Source organism: Stenotrophomonas sp. NPDC047960, from assembly GCF_043204395.1.
In the GTDB taxonomy this organism is placed as follows: domain Bacteria; phylum Pseudomonadota; class Gammaproteobacteria; order Xanthomonadales; family Xanthomonadaceae; genus Stenotrophomonas.
Genome location: NZ_JBIDBX010000002.1, coordinates 18,577 through 34,374 on the forward strand (window position 1 = coordinate 18,577; position 15,798 = coordinate 34,374).

Sequence of the window (15,798 nt, forward strand, 5' to 3'; positions counted from 1 at the left end):
ATGGCATTTCTAGACCAGCATCCCGGCCTCGGCTATCCCGCCGCGGCCGCACTGGGGCTGTTGATCGGCAGCTTCCTCAACGTCGTCATCCTGCGCCTGCCCAAGCGGCTTGAATGGCAATGGAAGCGCGACGCGCGGGAGGTGTTGGAGCTGCCCGACATCTATGAGCCACCACCGCCCGGGATAGTGGTCGAGCCATCGCACTGCCCGCACTGCAAGCACAAGCTGTCCTGGTACGAGAACATCCCGCTGTTCAGCTGGCTGGTGTTGCGCGGGAAGTGCCGCCATTGCCATGCGCCGATTTCGATCCAGTACCCGCTGGTAGAGCTGATCACGTCACTGCTGGTGGTCGCCGGCGTCTGGCAGTTCGGCTTCGGCTGGCAGGGCTTTGGCGCCATCGTGCTGAGCTGCTTCCTGGTGGCTTTGTCCGGCATCGACCTGCGCACCCAGCTGCTACCGGACCAGTTGACCCTGCCACTGATGTGGTTGGGCCTGATTGGCAGCATCGACAACCTGTACATGCCGGCCAAGCCCGCCCTGCTGGGCGCCATTGCCGGCTACCTGCTGCTGTGGTCGGTGTGGTGGCTGTTCAAGCAGATCACCGGCAAGGAAGGCATTGGCCACGGCGATTTCAAGCTGCTGGCCGCGCTGGGCGCCTGGTGCGGGTTGAAGGGCATCCTGCCCATCATCCTGCTGTCGTCGGTGGTGGGTGCCATCATCGGCTCGATCTGGCTGTACTCGCGGGGACGCGACCGCGCCACCCCGATCCCGTTTGGGCCCTACCTGGCCGTTGCCGGCTGGATCGTGTTCATGTGGGGCGAGCCGTTGATCAACGCCTACCTGAGAATGTCCGGCCTGCGCTGAGGGCAGCGATGAGCCAGTTCGTGATTGGATTGACCGGCGGCGTGGCCGCCGGCAAGACCGAAGTAACCCGGCGCTTCGAGGCGCTCGGCATCACCATCGCCGATGCCGACGTGGCCGCCCGTGCCGTGGTGGCCCCGGGCAGCGATGGCCTGGCCCGGATCGTGGCGCACTTTGGTTCCGGAATCCTGCTGGCCGATGGCCAGCTTGACCGCGCCGCGCTGCGTGAGCGCATCTTCAGCTCCGCCCAAGAGCGGCAGGCGCTGGAAGCCATTACCCACCCTGCCATTCGGGAGCTGCTGCGGCAGACCTGTGAGCAGGCGCAAAGCCCATATGCCATCGCGGCCATCCCCCTGTTGACCGAGGCCGGCGGCCGCCAGCAATACCCATGGCTGGACCGGATCCTGGTGGTGGATGCGCCGGTGGCGGTACAGCATGCGCGGCTGATGCAGCGCGATGGCACCACGGCCGATCTGGCCGACCGCATGATTGCCGCGCAGGCCAGCCGCGAGGAACGCCTGGCGCTGGCGGATGACGTGGTGGTCAATGATGGTCACCCGGACCATCTGCAGGCGGAAGTGGAACGCCTGGATCGGATCTACAGGAAGGCCGCCGCGTAGGGACACGCCATGCGTGTCCAACGGGGTGCCAGGGCACCCGGGCATGTCGGCCTTCGTTCGGGGTTGCGTGGGACACGCATGGCGTGTCGCTAAGCCGGGGCGAACGTCAGCGTGGCTACCACGCCCCGGGTTTCGCCCGGGCGCACATTGACCTGCCAGCCGTACAGATCGCACAGGCGGCTCACGATCGACAAGCCGATACCACCGCCCTGCGAGTGGCCCGCGTGGGTGCCCCTATAGCCGCGTTGGAACAGTTTGGCCGCGTCTTCGTCGCTGAGGCCGGGACCGCTGTCGATCACTTCAACCCGGTTGCCGGTGACCAGCACCCGTACCGAGCCTTCCTGCGAATACTTCACGGCGTTGCCGATCAGGTTGCCCAGGGCCACCGACAGTGCTGATTCCGGGGCATCGACGACCAGTTCGCGGTCGCCCTCCAACACCAGCTCCAGCGGCTTGCCGCCCAGCTGGGCGCGGTGCGAATCGAGCAGCTGCTCGGCTACCCGCGCCACGTTGCTGCTGCCCTGCCCGCGCTCGTTGCGCGAGAGCAGCAGCAGCGAGCCGATCAGGTCGGTGCACTGCTGTTCGGCACGTTGGATGCGCTGCAGGCGCTGCAGCACCTTCGGGTCCAGGTCCGGCCGTGTCAGCAACAGCTCGGTGGCGCCGCGGATCACGGCCAGCGGCGTGCGCAGCTCGTGGCTGACGTCGGCATTGAACTCGCGGTCGCGCTGCACCACTTCGGTGAGCCGCGCCGAATAATCATCCAGCGCCTGCGCCAGCTGCCCGACTTCGTCGTCCGGGAAACGTGGCGCCAGGGGCGTGGGATCACTGGTGCCGCCCCGGTAGGCACGCAGGCGTGCGGCCAGGTCGGATACCGGCTTCATCACTTTCGAGGCCGACCACCAGCCCAGCACGAGCGAAAGTGCGCTGAACACCAGCACGGAGAAGAACAGCGCGCGGTTCAACTGCCCTTCGCCGCGCAGGCTTTCGGTCATGTCATAGGCCAGGAAGAACCACGCTTCCGGCGTCTTGCGTACGGCCAGCTTGTACGAGAACGGGTTGTTCTGCTCGTCCATGCCGGTGATGCTGTAGTTGCCGTTGGAGAACGCGGCCCACTCCGGGCGCTCCTCGCGAACCCGGTCGAACTTGTCGCTGGGGTACACGAACGCGCGGATCTGCTGAACGGGCAGATCCGGGCTGCGCGAGGGGTCGAGCTGGAAGCGGCGCGCGTACTCGTCAATGTTGCGGTTCATCACGTCTTCGACGAGCTGGTTCTCCACGCGCGCGCGGGTCCAGGTCGTAGCAAACGCGAACAGCGTCGTCAGGCAGAAACCCAACAACACGAACGAGACGATGATGCGGCTGCGCAGCCGGCGCCGGTACGGGCCCCGGCGCCGCTCCCCCCTGCCCGTCACCGGATCAGGCTTCCGGGGCGGCGATGCGGTATCCGATGCCATGGCGGGTCTGGATCAACGGTACCTCGAACGGCTTGTCCACCACGGCGCGCAGGCCGTGGATATGCACGCGCAGCGAATCCGAATCGGGCAGCTCTTCGCCCCACACGCGGGTTTCCAGCTCCTGGCGGGTGACCACGGCCGGGGCCGCTTCCATCAACGCCTGGAGGATCTTCAGCGCGGTGGGGTTGAGCTGCAGCAGCTTGCCCTGCCGGCGAACCTCGAGGGTATCGAGGTTGTATTCCAGGTCGCCGGTTTCCAGCACCCGGGTCTGCACGCCCTTGCCGCGACGCGACAGGGCGTTCAGACGCACTTCCACTTCCTGTAGCGCGAACGGCTTGATCAGGTAGTCGTCGGCACCGGAATCGAACCCGGCCAGCTTGTTGTCCAGCGAATCCCGTGCGGTCAGCATGAGCACCGGGGTCTGCTTGCGCGCTTCATTGCGGAGCTTGCGGCAGACCTCGATCCCATCCATGCCCGGCAGATTGAGATCCAGCACGATCGCGTCGAACTCGTGCACGACCGCCAGGTGCAGGCCGGTCACGCCGTCGGCGGCGAAGTCCACGGTGTGGCCGCGGTCTTCGAGGTAGTCGCCCAGGTTGGCGGCGATGTCGCTGTTGTCTTCAATTACAAGAATTCGCATGTGACCTCTTAAGGGATGACGTTGTGGCCCACACGCTGCGCGGTGCCAAGCTGGTGCTGGGCAGACGTCTTGTCCCGCTCGCGCTGGGCCACGGTCCTGCACTGCGTGGTTGCACGGTGTGAGCCGGTCGACTTTTCGCGGGTGCAGATCTGGCGACTATCTTCGCGCGCTTTCGTCAAAACGGTGTTCACAAGTTGTTGGTCGTTGTAGAGCTCGGTCTTGGCGACGTCGGTGATGGTGGCCTGGTCTGGGTACTGGTCCAGCACGCCACGCATGCGGCCCAAGGCCTCGCGGACCCGGCTGCGGTCTTCAAGGGTGAGCTCTGAATAGGTCTCGCCGTCGTTCATTTCGATGTCGATGCGCTGCATCTGCTCTGCCAGCGGCTTGCCACGGGCAAACACTTCGGCCTGCGGCGCTGCCTGGGTGGTGCCCAATGCCAGCAGGAGGGCCGCGGTCCCGGCGGCCAGAATCACTCGCTTCATTTCAACCAATCCTTAGTCAACTGAACGGAACGCCGAATGTATCCCCCTCGCCTTCACCTCAGCAAGTGAGCGATGGCACGGGAAGAAAAAGGCCCAGACGGATCCCGCCTGGGCCTGAAGTCATTCCCGATTACCGTTATCTGCTGAGGAGGGCAGAGCTGCGGTTCGTTGAAGGCTACGCGGAGGGCGATTAAACCGGTGTTAAAACCGGCATACCGACCCGAAATAAAATTCATGCCTTTGATTTTGCTGGCTTTTTCGCAGACACCTGCCCAGCCACGTGTTCGATGATGCGCCCGGCCAGGTCGTCCTGGCTGATCCCCTCGATGCCTTCCAGGCCCGGCGTGGAGTTCACTTCCAGCACCAGCGGTCCACGGCTGGAGCGGATCAGGTCCACCCCCGCGATGCCCAGACCCAGCGCCCTGGCCGAACGCACCGCCACCTGCTGCTCGGCCCGGGTGGCCTTGGCCGCGCGGGCGCTGCCGCCCGCGTGCAGGTTGGAGCGGAAGTCGCCGTCCGGGGCCTGGCGTTGCATGGCGGCCACCACGTGGTCACCTACCACCAGGCAGCGCAGGTCGGCGCCCTGCGCTTCACCGATGAACTCCTGCATCAGGAAGTTGGCATACAGCCCGCGCAGGGCTTCGACGATGCCGCGCGAGGCACTGGCCTTCTCGGTCAGGATCACCCCTCGCCCCTGGGTGCCTTCGTTGAGCTTCACCACGTGGGGCGGCGGGCCGAGCATCGAGAGCAGGTCCACGGTGTCATCGGGGTTGTCGCCAAACACCGTGACCGGCATGTCGATGCCCTTGGAAGCCAGGATCTGGTGCGCGCGCAGCTTGTCGCGGGCGCGCAGGATGGCGTCGGAGGGGTTTGGAGTAACCGCCCCCATCATTTCGAACTGGCGGAGCACGGCAGTGCCATAGCGGGTCACCGAGGCGCCGATGCGGGGGATGACTGCGTCCACCCCGGTAATGGGCCGGCCTTTGTAATGCATGGTGAAGCCGTCGGCGGCGATACGCATGTAGCAGCGCAGTGGGTCGAGCACGCGCACGGTGTGCCCGCGCGAACGCGCCGCGTCCACCAGCCGCCGCGTGGAGTACAGCTTGCTGTTGCGGGAAAGGATGGCCAGTTTCATCGCGGCATGGGTGGGTGGGGAAAGCGCGAAGCATAGCGTGCAGGGGTCGCGTGCAGATGACGGCGTGCCGATGCGCCTGCATCTGAACACTTCAGCGCGCGGGCCGCCTGTATGCGCGATCTGTCTCTCCGTCCTCACTTCTTCGGGTTACCGCCCTCACGACGCGCCGCGTAGCGTCGAGCGCATCAGATCGCCGAACGATGCCCACGAGGTCGGCCTACCCACCCACGCAGCGGCGCACGCCGCTGCCATCCAGGAGTTACCCCCCGATGTTCATGCACAACAAACGCCTCATGTATACGGTCCACGTCGAACGCCCCGACCCCATCCTTGCCGCGCTGCTGCTGGAGCAGTTCGGTGGTCCGCAGGGCGAGCTCGCCGCGGCCATGCGCTACTTCACCCAGGCGCTGGCCGAGGAAGACGCCGGCCGCAAGGACCTGCTGCTGGACGTGGCCACCGAGGAACTGAGCCATCTGGAGATCATCGGCTCGATCATCGCGATGCTCAACAAAGGCGTCAAAGGCGAGCTCTCCGAAGGCATGATCGAAGCAATCGAGATGCGCGGGCTGACCCAGAACAGCACCAGCCATACCCAGTCCATCCTGTATGGCGGCGGGCCGGCGCTGGTCAACTCCAGCGGCGTACCGTGGAGTGCGGCCTACATCGATTCGATCGGTGATCCCACCGCCGACCTGCGTTCGAACATAGCGGCCGAGTCGCGCGCCAAGATCGTGTACGAGCGCCTGATCAACGTGACCGACGATGCGGGCATCAAGGACGCGCTGCGCTTCCTGATGACCCGCGAAATCGCCCACCAGAAGTCATTCGAGAAGGCGCTGTACGCCATTGAACCCAACTTCCCGCCGGGCAAGCTGCCGGGTGACCCGGAGTTCACCGACGTGTACATGGACATGTCGCAGGGCGATGGCGATGTGGAAGGCCCTTGGAACAGCGGCGAGCAGTGGACCGTGGTGTCCTCACGCGATGAGCAGTACGCGTTGGACGGCGGCGACGGCGACGCCAGCGTCGATGGGCTCACCGAAGCCCAGCAGGACGCGCTGGACGCGCTGGCGGCCCGCACCGCGTCCGACCCCGATGCCGATCCGCTGACCGGTGCCGAGCTCGGCGCGGGCCGCGCTCGCGGTGAAGAGCCTGCCGACGCGTTGCCGGGTTGAGCGTGATGCAGTGGATCGGCGGCTTCGAGGGCGCCGACCACGCCGCAGGGGTGTCAGCAGAATGTACGAGGGCGCGTAGCATCGTGTATCCGGTCTTCACGATGCTACGCGTATGCGTAACAGCCACGCTTCTAGTGTTTCACCAAGGTACGACGCCCTTGTTCAAGCAGCCGGGAGATGCAGGTGGATCAGAAGAGTGCGATGGAGGGGGTCACGGCCCGATGGCCTGACCGTATCTGGGTGGTACGCCACGGGCAGAGCGCCGGCAACGTGGCGCGGGATCATGCCGAAGCCGAAGGCATCGCGCTGATCGAACTGGAGCACCGCGACGCCGATGTGCCGCTGTCCCCGCTGGGTGAACGCCAGTCGGCCGCACTGGGCGACTGGGTCAGGAAGATGCCGGAGGGTGATCGTCCTACGGTCGTGCTGGTGTCTCCTTACGTCCGCGCACGCCAGACCGCTGAAGCGGTTGCTGCGGTGCTGGAGCATTCCCGGAACACGGTGATCGTGGATGAACGCCTGCGCGAGAAGGAGTTCGGGGTGTTGGACCGATACACCTCCTCCGGCATCATCGCAAAGTTCCCAGAGCTGTCCGAGCAGCGCAAGCTGGTGGGCAAGTTCTATTTCAGGCCGCCCGGCGGTGAGAGCTGGTGCGATGTGATCCTGCGCCTGCGTGGCGTGATCGCCGACCTGCAGCGCAGCCATGTGGGCGCCAACGTCATGGTGGTGGGCCATCAGGTGATCGTGAACTGCATGCGCTACCTGTTGGAAGGCCTGGATGAGCGCGCGATTCTTGATATCGACCGCCAAGGCGATGTACCCAACTGCGGGGTGACCGAATACAGGGCCTCCGCCACCGGCGAGGCGCTGGAACTGGTGACCACCAATTTCGTACCTGCCGAGCTCGCAGAGCAGGGTCGCACCGGTGCACCTGACGCTCCGGCGGGAGCGCGCTGACATGCACACGCCCGCCGTTCGCCAGCTTACGCCCGCTGCACTGCAGGTGATGCCGCTGCCCGCACCTGGCACGGATAAGGAAGATCGGGGCCGGCTCTGCGTCGTGGGCGGTTCGGTGCAGGTGCCAGGCGCGGCGCTGCTCGCGGCCGAGGCTGCCCTGCGTGCAGGCGCGGGCAAGCTGCAGATCGCCACGGTCCGGTCCTGCACGACCGCACTGGGCGTGGCGGTTCCCGAGGCGCTTGTCATCGGCCTGCCCGAGGATGCCAGCGGCGAGATCGCGCCGGGCAGCCCTGCGCTTCACCAGGCACTGGACCAGTGCGACGCGGTGCTGGTCGGGCCAGGCATGAGCGCAACGCCGTTTCTTGCCAGGCTCACCGCACGACTGCATCAGATGAAGGCCACCGTTGTACTCGATGCAGGAGCTCTGAACGGCGGTGTGTCGGCGGCGGGAAGCGCGCCGTTCATTCTTACTCCGCACGCGGGCGAAATGGCGTTCATGTGCGGCGGCCGCAAGGAAGATGTGGAGCGCGAGCCGCTCGAACATGCGCTGCGGATGGCGCGCGCCACCGCCAGCGTGGTGGTGCTGAAAGGGCCGCGCACCTTCATCGTCGGCCCTGATGGCGAGGTGTGGCTGCACGAAGGCGGCGGGCCTGGGCTGGGTACTTCCGGCTCGGGCGATGTGCTCGCCGGGCTCATCACAGGCTTCGCCGCGCGCGGTGCCACACCGATGGAAGCTGCGTTGTGGGGCGTCTGGACACATGGCGAGGCGGGCCGGCTGCTTGCCGAAGCGGTAGGGCCGCTGGGATTTCTCGCCAGGGAGATCTCGTCACGGGTGCCAGGAATTCTGCAGCACTTCAGCTGCGGCGGACGGTAGGCAGGACAAAGGCGTTGAGCTCGGCCAGCTTACGGTCACGGAGACGCCACACGTCGCTGTAGGCCAGTTGGGTCGGTTCGCCCCCATCACCCTCGCCCATGATCGTGCCCAACGCTACAACCATATCGTCCTCGGCAATCAGGCGGTCAAGGGTGAAGCGCGGCGGTGTGGCGTAAGCGGTCTTCATCCATTGCCGAACCGCTTCTTTGCCCTCCAGCGTGCTCTCGCCTACCGTCGTCCAGCGGATGTCTTCCGTGCAATGGGAGAGGAACCCTTCGTTGTCGCCCGCCACGATGGCCTCATTGGCCTGCAGCAGGACGGATTTGTTGGAACCATGCATGCGGGATACTCCGTGGGGGGCGCAAGACGCCGACACACCATGGTCACAACAGGCAGGTTAACAACGCGCAAGGGGAATGGAAGCGAAGTGTCAGCGTGACGCGTTTGCGCTGTCGAAGGGGACGGCGAATTCTGCACGCGCTCCTGGGTTGGGATCATGCGTTCGCCGCGCCGATGAATGTTACCGGCGGTTGATTGGGATCCAACCCTACCGGCATCGCGCCGCAGCCGCAGCCGCAGCGGTCAGGACAGCAAAGGCCACGAAGAAAGCGATCGAAGTAACAGGCCCCCTTGAGTCAAGGGGCCGCGCCGACAGGCGCGGGGATCTGGTGGCATGCCGCCACGCTCCATGGTTTGCTGCGCAAACCGTGGAGCGGGTGAAGGGAATCGAACCCTCGTCAGTAGCTTGGGAAGCTACAGCTCTACCATTGAGCTACACCCGCTTGGTGCCGGGCAAGTTTATGCGCCGGAGCGGTAAAAAGGCAACGGGCGGCATGCGCCGCCCGGTGCGTCCGGCACGACCAACGGTCGTGCCGGACCCGCGCGGCCGCACGGCGATGTGCCGTGTGCCGCCGGTTTCGTGCTTAGAAGCTGCCGCTCACGGTGGCAAACAGGCTGACGTCACGTGCCCGCTTCTGCGCTGCGGTGGTGCTCATGCCGATATTGCTGTTCAGGCCGAACAAGCTCATGCGGGCACCCAGCACGGCGGTGGCGTAGTTCTTGTCGAACTCCAGGCCCGGCACCCTGTACATGCCGACGTCCGGCATGGTCTGCAGCCAGGCGCTGGCCTGCTTGCCATCTTCGAACTCGTGGTCGTAGGTCACCTGCACGTACGGCTTGATGCTGCCGCCATCGAAGCGGGCCTGCCAGCCGATGCGGCCCACGGTGGAATCGGCATCCTGGTCGCCATAGCCCAGCGCAGTGGCGCTCGGGTTGGATTCCACGTAGCCATCCAGCTTGACCTGCTGCCAGATCACCGCGGCCACCGGACCGTGGCGGAAGCCGCCCTCGGTGCCGAACTCGTAACCGGCATTCAGGGCCGCAGTCAGGTTGCTGCCTTCCGGCGAACCGGTGTGGGTGCGCTCGGCCGGGCCCAGCTGCACGCGGCGGGTTACGTCGTAATCCAGCCAGCTGTAGCTGACCTGGCCGGTGACCCAGGTGTTCTCGCCGTACCAGCCTGCGAACAGGCCCAGGGTGGTGTCGGACTGGGTGAAGTCGCCCTTGCTGTTGCCGAAGTCGGCATCCATGCGGCCATAACCGGCGAAGCCGCCGACCACCATGCCGTCCTTGGCCCAGTCGATCCCGAACAGGCCGGCCGGGGCCAGGCCGTCGTACAGGTCGGCATGGTCGTAGCGCTGCATGTCGCCACGCAGGCCGCCCCACCAGCTCAGGCCATCGGCCGGGCGGCCATCCAGGTGACCGCTTACCTGATCGGCGCGCGCACGGCCCACGGTCTGCGCGGTGTGGGTCAGGATCTGCTGGTTGCGCGGGGCTTCCAGGATGGACAGCGTGTACTGGCCCAGCATCTGGTGGGTGGCGGTGGTGGGGTGCACGCCGTCGGCGAACACGTAATTGTTGGCCGCGTTCGGATTGACGTACGCGGTCGGGTTGCAGGTCAGCGACGAGGCGGTGGTGCAGGCCGGGCTGGTGACATTGACAAACCCGTAGGTGCCCGGGCTGGCGACGATTTCCTGCAGGATGTGGAACGTGTCCACCGGGATGACCTGCAGACCGGCTGCCTTCAGGCCGCCGAACAGGGCATCGTTGTAAGCCTTGGCCAGCGCGGTGCCCTGCGCCATGCCCACTGCGCCACCGGCGCGTGCGGCGGGAGTGAGGCCGATGTCGGGCAGGGTCGGCACGACGATGTACTGCGCGCCTGCATTCTTCAGGGTCCCGACAATGCCGACCTGATCGGTCACGGCCGCGCCGAGGGTGGCCTGCAGCGGTGCACCGGCCTGGATGGCGAACAGGTCATTGGCGCCGCCCCACACGGTGTACAGCGCGTTGGCATCGGCCTTGCCGCCGTTGGCCGCCAGGTACTGCGCGGTCTGGGTCTTGAGCGAGTAGACCGGAATGGCCGGGGTGCCCGGGGCCAGGGTCTGGGTGGAATCCACGCCAACGCGCGCACCGCCGATGGCGTAGTTGTCACCGCCCTGGCCGTTGCCGTGGGCGGTGGCATTGGTGCCGTAGTAGTCGGCCACGTGCTGCGCCCATACCCAACCCGGGTTGGTGGTGAACTGACCGGTGACCGGCTGCACGGACGCGGGCAGCAGCGGACGGAAGTAGCCCTGATCGGTCAGGCTGTCGCCGATGAAGATGGTCTTCGAATAGGGCGACTGCGCCATGGCCGGCACAGCGGCCAGGGCGATGGCCACGGCCATCATGGAACGCAGGGGACGCTTGCTGAGCAGCATGGAAAAAACTCCTTTTCTGGGTGATGACGGCCGACGTACGCCGGCGCACGGTGCCATGGTTCCACTGCACCCCGGCGACATCACGCTGCGTTGCGGCATGGCCGGGACCCGTGCAGCCGAGGTGAGCCGGGACGGGCATCGGTGGGGGCGCAAGGGTACGCACAACCGACCGCTTTGGGGGACAATTCCGTCATGAACTTCGTCAACTTCGTGCTCAACGGCGATTGCCGCCAGCTTCCGCAACATTCCACCGTCCTGGACCTGCTGCAGGCCGAACAGCTGACCGAGCGCCGGGTGGCGGTCGAGGTCAACGGCGAGATCGTGACCCGCAGCCGCCACGCGAGTCACGTGCTGCAGGAGGGGGACGTGGTCGAGATCGTGCATGCGTTGGGTGGTGGGTGACGATCCACGGATCGCGTGCGCCGGCCAACGGGCGGGCGCTACCGGTCTGCGGCAGTGGGCTGTGTGATAATTCGCCCATGACTGCTCATTCTTCCCCCGATTCGCTGGTGATCGCCGGCAAGACCTACGCCTCCCGGCTGCTGACCGGGACCGGCAAGTTCAAGGACCTGGACGAAACCCGCACCGCCACCGAGGCGGCCGGGGCCCAGATCGTGACCGTGGCGATCCGCCGCACGAACATCGGGCAGAACCCGGGCGAGCCGAACCTGCTGGACGTGCTGCCGCCGGACCGCTACACCATCCTGCCCAACACCGCCGGCTGCTACACCGCCGAAGATGCGGTGCGGACCTGCCGGCTGGCGCGTGAGCTGCTCGATGGCCACAACCTGACCAAGCTGGAAGTGCTGGGCGACCAGAAGACGCTTTACCCGGATGTGGTGCAGACCCTCAAGGCCGCCGAAACGCTGGTCAAGGACGGCTTCGAGGTGATGGTATACACCTCCGATGACCCGATCCTGGCCAAGCGGCTGGAAGAGATCGGCTGCGTGGCGGTGATGCCGCTGGCCGCGCCGATCGGTTCGGGACTGGGCATCCAGAACCGGTACAACCTGATGGAGATCATCGAGAACGCCAAGGTACCGATCATCGTCGATGCCGGGGTGGGCACCGCTTCGGATGCGGCAATCGCGATGGAGCTGGGCTGCGACGGTGTACTGATGAACACCGCCATTGCCGGCGCGCGCAACCCGGTGCTGATGGCCAGCGCGATGCGCAAGGCGGTCGAGGCCGGCCGCGAGGCGTTCCTGGCCGGGCGCATTCCGCGCAGGCGGCATGCGAACGCGTCTTCGCCGGTGGACGGGTTGATCGGCTGATGACCAATCCCTTCGACAGCGCGGGCGCCAAGGCCCCGCCCAAGCCCTTTACCGTCACCGAAGGCCGCCGCGAGGTGCGCAGCTTCGTGCTGCGCCAGGGCCGCTTCACCCCCGCCCAGCAGCGCGCGTTCGACGACCGCTGGCCGCGTTTCGGGCTGGACTTCACCGGCGAGCCGCGCGATCTCGACGCCACCTTCGGCCGCGATGCGCGCAAGGTACTGGAAATCGGCTTCGGCAACGGCGCCGCGCTGCGGTTTGCCGCGCAGCAGGACCCGAGCCGCGATTACATCGGGCTGGAAGTCCACGCGCCCGGCGTGGGCCGCCTGCTCAATGCATTGGCCGAGGACAATGCCGACCACGTGCGGCTGTACCACCACGATGCGGTGGAAGTGCTGGAAAAGGAAATCGCCGATGGCGCGCTGGATGAAGTGCGCATCTATTTCCCGGATCCGTGGCACAAGAAGCGCCACAACAAACGCCGCCTGATCCAGCCGGCGTTCGCCGACCTGCTGGTGCGCAAGCTGCGCGCAGGTGGCCGGCTGCACTGCGCCACCGACTGGGAAGACTACGCCGAGCAGATGTGGGAGGTGCTGGACGCCACCGCCGGGCTCACCAACCGCGCCGGTCCGCGCGGCCAGGTCGAGCGGCCGGAATGGCGCCCGCAGACGCACTTCGAAACCCGCGGCCAGAAGCTGGGCCACGGGGTGTGGGACCTGCTGTACGACCGTACCTGATCCCCTTCCAAGGAACCGCGTTACCCCATGGACACCACGCTGACGCTGACCACCGACATGAAGCTCGTTCTGGGGCTGGTCGGCTTCACGATGGCGATGTTCCTGTTCGAGCGCATCCGCGCCGATGTGGTAGCGCTGGTGGTGCTGGTGGTGCTGGGCGTGACCGGGCTGATCGCGCCGGAGGAAATCTTCGGCGGCTTCTCCGGTAACGCGGTGATGAGCATCATCGCCACTACCATTCTGGGTGCGGGCCTGGACCGCACCGGGGCGCTGAACCGGTTGGCCGCCTGGCTGCTGCGGCGCGGGCATGGGGTTGAGACGCGTCTGATGATGATGACCACGGCCATCGCCGGGTTGAATTCGTCTTTCATGCAGAATCCCTCGGTGATGGCGCTGTACCTGCCGGTGGCCTCGCGGCTGGTGGCGCGCACCGGACTCACCCTGCAGCGCCTGCTGCTGCCGATCGCCGCGGCGATCGTGATGGGCGGCGCGCTGACCATGGTCGGCAATTCGCCGCTGATCCTGCTCAACGATCTGCTGGCCTCGGCCAACAACAACCTGCCGTCCGGCCTGGCGACCATCGAGCCGCTGCGCATGTTCGCGCCGCTGCCGATCGGTGTGGCGCTGCTGGCCGCGTCGTTGCTGTACTTCCGCTACTTCGGCGACCGCAAGCTGGTGGAAGAAGAGACGCTGGCCAATGACGGCGTCACCCCGGCCCGCACCGAAAGCTACTTCGCCAAGACCTACGGGATCGAGGGCGATGTATTCGAGCTGGTGGTCAGCGCCGAAAGCCCGCTGGTCGGCATGACCCTGGGCGAAGCCGAAAACCTGCACGATGCCCCGCTGATGCTGGCGCTCAAGACCGGCAACGACACCCGCCTGGCGCCGCCCGCGGAGATGCGCATCTGGGTGGGCAGCGTGCTGGGCGTGATGGGCAGCCGCCAGCAGGTGGGCGATTTTGCCCAGAACCAGTTCCTGCGCATGTCCTCGCGGCTGAAGCACCTGGGTGACCTGTTCAACCCCAGCCGCGCGGGGATTTCCGAAGCGGTGATTCCGCCCACCTCCGAAGTGATCGGCAAGAGCGCCTCGGACCTGCGCCTGCGCAAGCAGCGCGGCATCAGCCTGCTGGCGATCAACCGCGACAAGCAGGTAATCCGCGAAGACGTGCGCAATGTGCCGCTGCGCGCCGGCGACATGCTGGTATTCCACAGCATCTGGACCGATCTGGCGCAGGCCGCCAAGAGCCGCGACTTCGTGGTGGTGACGGATTACCCGAAGGGCGAGCAGCGCCCGCACAAGTTCAAGATCGCCATGTCGATCTTCGCCATCACCATCCTGATCGCGCTGACCTCCAGGCTGCCGGTGGCGCTGACCCTGATGACCGGCGTGGCCGGCATGCTGCTCACCGGCGTGCTGCGCATGGACGAAGCCTACGCCTCGATCAACTGGAAAACGGTGTTCATGATGGCCGGGCTGATTCCGCTCGGCTGGGCGATGGACAGCAGCGGCGCGGCAGCCTGGGTGGCCGGCCATACGATCGACCGCCTGCCTACCGGCATTCCGGTGTGGGTGCTGGAGATCGCGTTGGCGTTGTTGACCACCGTGTTCTCGCTGGTGATCAGCCACGTAGGCGCGACCATCGTGATGGTGCCCATTGCGGTGAACCTGGCGTTGGCGGCCGGCGGCAGCCCGACCGCGTTTGCGTTGATCGTGGCGCTGTCGGCGTCCAACAATCTCATGACCGCGTCCAACCCGGTGATTTCCATGATCACCGGCCCGGCCAATTACACGCCGCGCGAGTTGTGGCGGGTGGGTGCGCCGTTGTCGATGATCTACACCATTGTGGTGGTGGCGATGATCAACGTGATGTTTTGAGGCGTGTATCGACCAACGGTCGATACCTGCCGTTTACCGGCAACGGATAAATGCCGACCACTGACCGGCAACGGGTAGATGCCGACCGTTGGTCGGCATTGGCTCAGGCGAGGAATACCTGGCCGTCGCGCACATCGAGCGCAACCGCACGCAACCGGTCGCCCTTGCAGGGGCCGGCCACGCAGCTGCCGTCAGCCAGCGAGAACGAGGCACCGTGCGCGGCGCAGACCAGATCGCCCGCCTTGCTCTTGAGGAACTGCCCCGGCGCCCAGTCCAGCCGCCGCCCGGCATGCGGGCAGATGTTCAGCCAGCCGCGCACGTCGTCACCCTCGCGGTACAGCACCACCGACTCGTGGTCGCCGTCAATGCATGCTTCGGCTTCGGCGAACCCCTCGTCGGCAATACGTTCCAGCGCGATCAGGGCAGTGGCGGAAGCATCGGAAACGGACATGACAACGCGATCCTTGATGAGGCACGCAATTGTCGCATGCCGTCATGTCGCTGGCTCCGGGATGAACACAAGCCATTGATTTAAAATAACCAACGGCGGTGTTTAACGACTTTTTCACTCAACCGGGCGGCGCTGACGGGATACTGGCGGCTCGCTGACTTCAGCCAAAGAACCGTCATGTACAACCGCTTCCAGTTCAACCAGTTCCGCTCCCTGTTTGCGCCGCGCAAGCCGCGTCATCCGTTGGTGCGCGTTGCGGTCGGCCTGTTGGGTTTGGCCATCCTGGCTGCCCTGGTGTTCGTGGGCGTGTTCGTGGGGGCGGCAATGATCATCGCAGGCGTTGCGTGGAAGCTGCTCGCCTCGCGCAAGCAGTCTGTCCGTGCGGCTGATCCGCAGGTGGTGGAAGGCGAATACCGCGTGGTGCGCAAGCAGGCCTTGCCGTTGTCCCACTGAGATCATGGCCGTCGTGCCGACTGTTGGCCGGCAACCCGGCTTTTAGTGGGCAGCGCGCCG

Annotated in this window: 17 protein-coding genes and 1 tRNA gene; 10 read left to right on the plus strand and 8 right to left on the minus strand. The window is 66.0% G+C overall.

Annotation, left to right across the window (positions count from 1 at the left end):
• Together ACGFZ3_RS05725 and coaE are read left to right on the plus strand one after the other, a co-directional pair.
• Nucleotides 1-864 carry a prepilin peptidase gene (locus ACGFZ3_RS05725; protein WP_392917691.1) on the plus strand — a complete coding sequence of 288 codons (864 nt, stop codon included), beginning with the start codon at nt 1-3 and terminating at the stop codon, nt 862-864.
• An 8-nt stretch (nt 865-872) separates the two neighbouring features.
• Nucleotides 873-1,481: a dephospho-CoA kinase gene (coaE, locus tag ACGFZ3_RS05730; protein ID WP_392917694.1), complete on the plus strand. Its 609-nt coding sequence runs from the start codon at nt 873-875 to the stop codon at nt 1,479-1,481.
• A gap of 89 nt (nt 1,482-1,570) precedes the next feature.
• On the opposite strand, the gene ACGFZ3_RS05735 is transcribed toward coaE, so the two are convergent.
• The 4 genes from ACGFZ3_RS05735 to rimK form a co-directional block, all read right to left on the minus strand.
• Complete coding sequence (locus ACGFZ3_RS05735; RefSeq protein ID WP_392917697.1) at nt 1,571-2,935, minus strand: sensor histidine kinase; 1,365 nt, start codon at nt 2,933-2,935, stop codon at nt 1,571-1,573.
• Nucleotides 2,898-3,575 (minus strand): response regulator transcription factor, encoded by a 678-nt coding sequence (locus ACGFZ3_RS05740; RefSeq protein ID WP_017356179.1) that lies wholly within the window; start codon nt 3,573-3,575, stop codon nt 2,898-2,900. Before ACGFZ3_RS05740 ends, ACGFZ3_RS05735 begins: the two co-directional genes overlap by 38 nt.
• Before the next feature lie 8 nt (nt 3,576-3,583).
• A complete protein-coding gene (locus ACGFZ3_RS05745) occupies nt 3,584-4,057 on the minus strand; it encodes a hypothetical protein (RefSeq protein WP_392917700.1) in 474 nt (157 codons plus the stop codon).
• A 232-nt stretch (nt 4,058-4,289) separates the two neighbouring features.
• Complete coding sequence (rimK, locus tag ACGFZ3_RS05750; protein ID WP_392917703.1) at nt 4,290-5,192, minus strand: 30S ribosomal protein S6--L-glutamate ligase; 903 nt, start codon at nt 5,190-5,192, stop codon at nt 4,290-4,292.
• A gap of 269 nt (nt 5,193-5,461) precedes the next feature.
• Between rimK and ACGFZ3_RS05755 the strand changes: the two genes are divergently transcribed.
• From ACGFZ3_RS05755 to ACGFZ3_RS05765, 3 genes are all read left to right on the plus strand, one after another.
• Nucleotides 5,462-6,367, plus strand: coding sequence for a manganese catalase family protein (locus ACGFZ3_RS05755; protein ID WP_392917706.1), 906 nt, complete (start codon nt 5,462-5,464; stop codon nt 6,365-6,367).
• A gap of 177 nt (nt 6,368-6,544) precedes the next feature.
• Nucleotides 6,545-7,324 (plus strand): histidine phosphatase family protein, encoded by a 780-nt coding sequence (locus ACGFZ3_RS05760; protein ID WP_392917709.1) that lies wholly within the window; start codon nt 6,545-6,547, stop codon nt 7,322-7,324.
• A 1-nt stretch (nt 7,325) separates the two neighbouring features.
• Entirely contained in the window at nt 7,326-8,198 is an 873-nt protein-coding gene (locus ACGFZ3_RS05765) for an NAD(P)H-hydrate dehydratase (protein WP_392917713.1), read from the plus strand.
• On the opposite strand, the gene ACGFZ3_RS05770 is transcribed toward ACGFZ3_RS05765, so the two are convergent.
• The 3 genes from ACGFZ3_RS05770 to ACGFZ3_RS05780 form a co-directional block, all read right to left on the minus strand.
• Entirely contained in the window at nt 8,179-8,538 is a 360-nt protein-coding gene (locus ACGFZ3_RS05770) for a nuclear transport factor 2 family protein (protein ID WP_392917716.1), read from the minus strand. The genes ACGFZ3_RS05765 and ACGFZ3_RS05770 overlap by 20 nt on opposite strands.
• A gap of 368 nt (nt 8,539-8,906) precedes the next feature.
• Nucleotides 8,907-8,980: transfer RNA gene (locus ACGFZ3_RS05775), tRNA-Gly, on the minus strand.
• Nucleotides 8,981-9,121: 141 nt separating this feature from the next.
• Complete coding sequence (locus ACGFZ3_RS05780; RefSeq protein ID WP_392917719.1) at nt 9,122-10,951, minus strand: autotransporter outer membrane beta-barrel domain-containing protein; 1,830 nt, start codon at nt 10,949-10,951, stop codon at nt 9,122-9,124.
• A 192-nt stretch (nt 10,952-11,143) separates the two neighbouring features.
• On the opposite strand from ACGFZ3_RS05780, the gene thiS reads away from it, so the two are divergent.
• The 4 genes from thiS (at nt 11,144) to ACGFZ3_RS05800 (ending at nt 14,834) form a co-directional block, all read left to right on the plus strand.
• Nucleotides 11,144-11,353 carry a sulfur carrier protein ThiS gene (thiS, locus tag ACGFZ3_RS05785; RefSeq protein ID WP_392917721.1) on the plus strand — a complete coding sequence of 70 codons (210 nt, stop codon included), beginning with the start codon at nt 11,144-11,146 and terminating at the stop codon, nt 11,351-11,353.
• A 77-nt stretch (nt 11,354-11,430) separates the two neighbouring features.
• Nucleotides 11,431-12,225: a thiazole synthase gene (locus ACGFZ3_RS05790; protein ID WP_392917725.1), complete on the plus strand. Its 795-nt coding sequence runs from the start codon at nt 11,431-11,433 to the stop codon at nt 12,223-12,225.
• Nucleotides 12,225-12,959, plus strand: a complete 735-nt coding sequence (trmB, locus tag ACGFZ3_RS05795; protein ID WP_392917728.1) for a tRNA (guanosine(46)-N7)-methyltransferase TrmB — start codon at nt 12,225-12,227, stop codon at nt 12,957-12,959. Before ACGFZ3_RS05790 ends, trmB begins: the two co-directional genes overlap by 1 nt.
• A 27-nt stretch (nt 12,960-12,986) precedes the next feature.
• Nucleotides 12,987-14,834 (plus strand): SLC13 family permease, encoded by a 1,848-nt coding sequence (locus tag ACGFZ3_RS05800; protein WP_392917730.1) that lies wholly within the window; start codon nt 12,987-12,989, stop codon nt 14,832-14,834.
• 103 nt (nt 14,835-14,937) lie between these two features.
• Here ACGFZ3_RS05800 and ACGFZ3_RS05805 read toward each other — a convergent pair whose 3' ends face one another.
• Nucleotides 14,938-15,285, minus strand: a complete 348-nt coding sequence (locus ACGFZ3_RS05805; RefSeq protein ID WP_392917733.1) for a Rieske (2Fe-2S) protein — start codon at nt 15,283-15,285, stop codon at nt 14,938-14,940.
• 177 nt (nt 15,286-15,462) lie between these two features.
• Between ACGFZ3_RS05805 and ACGFZ3_RS05810 the strand changes: the two genes are divergently transcribed.
• Nucleotides 15,463-15,738: a hypothetical protein gene (locus ACGFZ3_RS05810; protein WP_392917735.1), complete on the plus strand. Its 276-nt coding sequence runs from the start codon at nt 15,463-15,465 to the stop codon at nt 15,736-15,738.
• The last annotated feature ends 60 nt before the right edge of the window (nt 15,739-15,798 follow it).

Coding starts and splice junctions, on each gene's coding strand:
- ACGFZ3_RS05725 (WP_392917691.1), top strand. CDS start 1: ATGGCATTTCTAGACCAGCATCCCGGCCTCGGCTATCCCGCCGCGGCC.
- coaE (WP_392917694.1), top strand. CDS start 873: ATGAGCCAGTTCGTGATTGGATTGACCGGCGGCGTGGCCGCCGGCAAG.
- ACGFZ3_RS05735 (WP_392917697.1), bottom strand. CDS start 2,935: ATGGCATCGGATACCGCATCGCCGCCCCGGAAGCCTGATCCGGTGACG.
- ACGFZ3_RS05740 (WP_017356179.1), bottom strand. CDS start 3,575: ATGCGAATTCTTGTAATTGAAGACAACAGCGACATCGCCGCCAACCTG.
- ACGFZ3_RS05745 (WP_392917700.1), bottom strand. CDS start 4,057: ATGAAGCGAGTGATTCTGGCCGCCGGGACCGCGGCCCTCCTGCTGGCA.
- rimK (WP_392917703.1), bottom strand. CDS start 5,192: ATGAAACTGGCCATCCTTTCCCGCAACAGCAAGCTGTACTCCACGCGG.
- ACGFZ3_RS05755 (WP_392917706.1), top strand. CDS start 5,462: ATGTTCATGCACAACAAACGCCTCATGTATACGGTCCACGTCGAACGC.
- ACGFZ3_RS05760 (WP_392917709.1), top strand. CDS start 6,545: ATGCAGGTGGATCAGAAGAGTGCGATGGAGGGGGTCACGGCCCGATGG.
- ACGFZ3_RS05765 (WP_392917713.1), top strand. CDS start 7,326: ATGCACACGCCCGCCGTTCGCCAGCTTACGCCCGCTGCACTGCAGGTG.
- ACGFZ3_RS05770 (WP_392917716.1), bottom strand. CDS start 8,538: ATGCATGGTTCCAACAAATCCGTCCTGCTGCAGGCCAATGAGGCCATC.
- ACGFZ3_RS05780 (WP_392917719.1), bottom strand. CDS start 10,951: ATGCTGCTCAGCAAGCGTCCCCTGCGTTCCATGATGGCCGTGGCCATC.
- thiS (WP_392917721.1), top strand. CDS start 11,144: ATGAACTTCGTCAACTTCGTGCTCAACGGCGATTGCCGCCAGCTTCCG.
- ACGFZ3_RS05790 (WP_392917725.1), top strand. CDS start 11,431: ATGACTGCTCATTCTTCCCCCGATTCGCTGGTGATCGCCGGCAAGACC.
- trmB (WP_392917728.1), top strand. CDS start 12,225: ATGACCAATCCCTTCGACAGCGCGGGCGCCAAGGCCCCGCCCAAGCCC.
- ACGFZ3_RS05800 (WP_392917730.1), top strand. CDS start 12,987: ATGGACACCACGCTGACGCTGACCACCGACATGAAGCTCGTTCTGGGG.
- ACGFZ3_RS05805 (WP_392917733.1), bottom strand. CDS start 15,285: ATGTCCGTTTCCGATGCTTCCGCCACTGCCCTGATCGCGCTGGAACGT.
- ACGFZ3_RS05810 (WP_392917735.1), top strand. CDS start 15,463: ATGTACAACCGCTTCCAGTTCAACCAGTTCCGCTCCCTGTTTGCGCCG.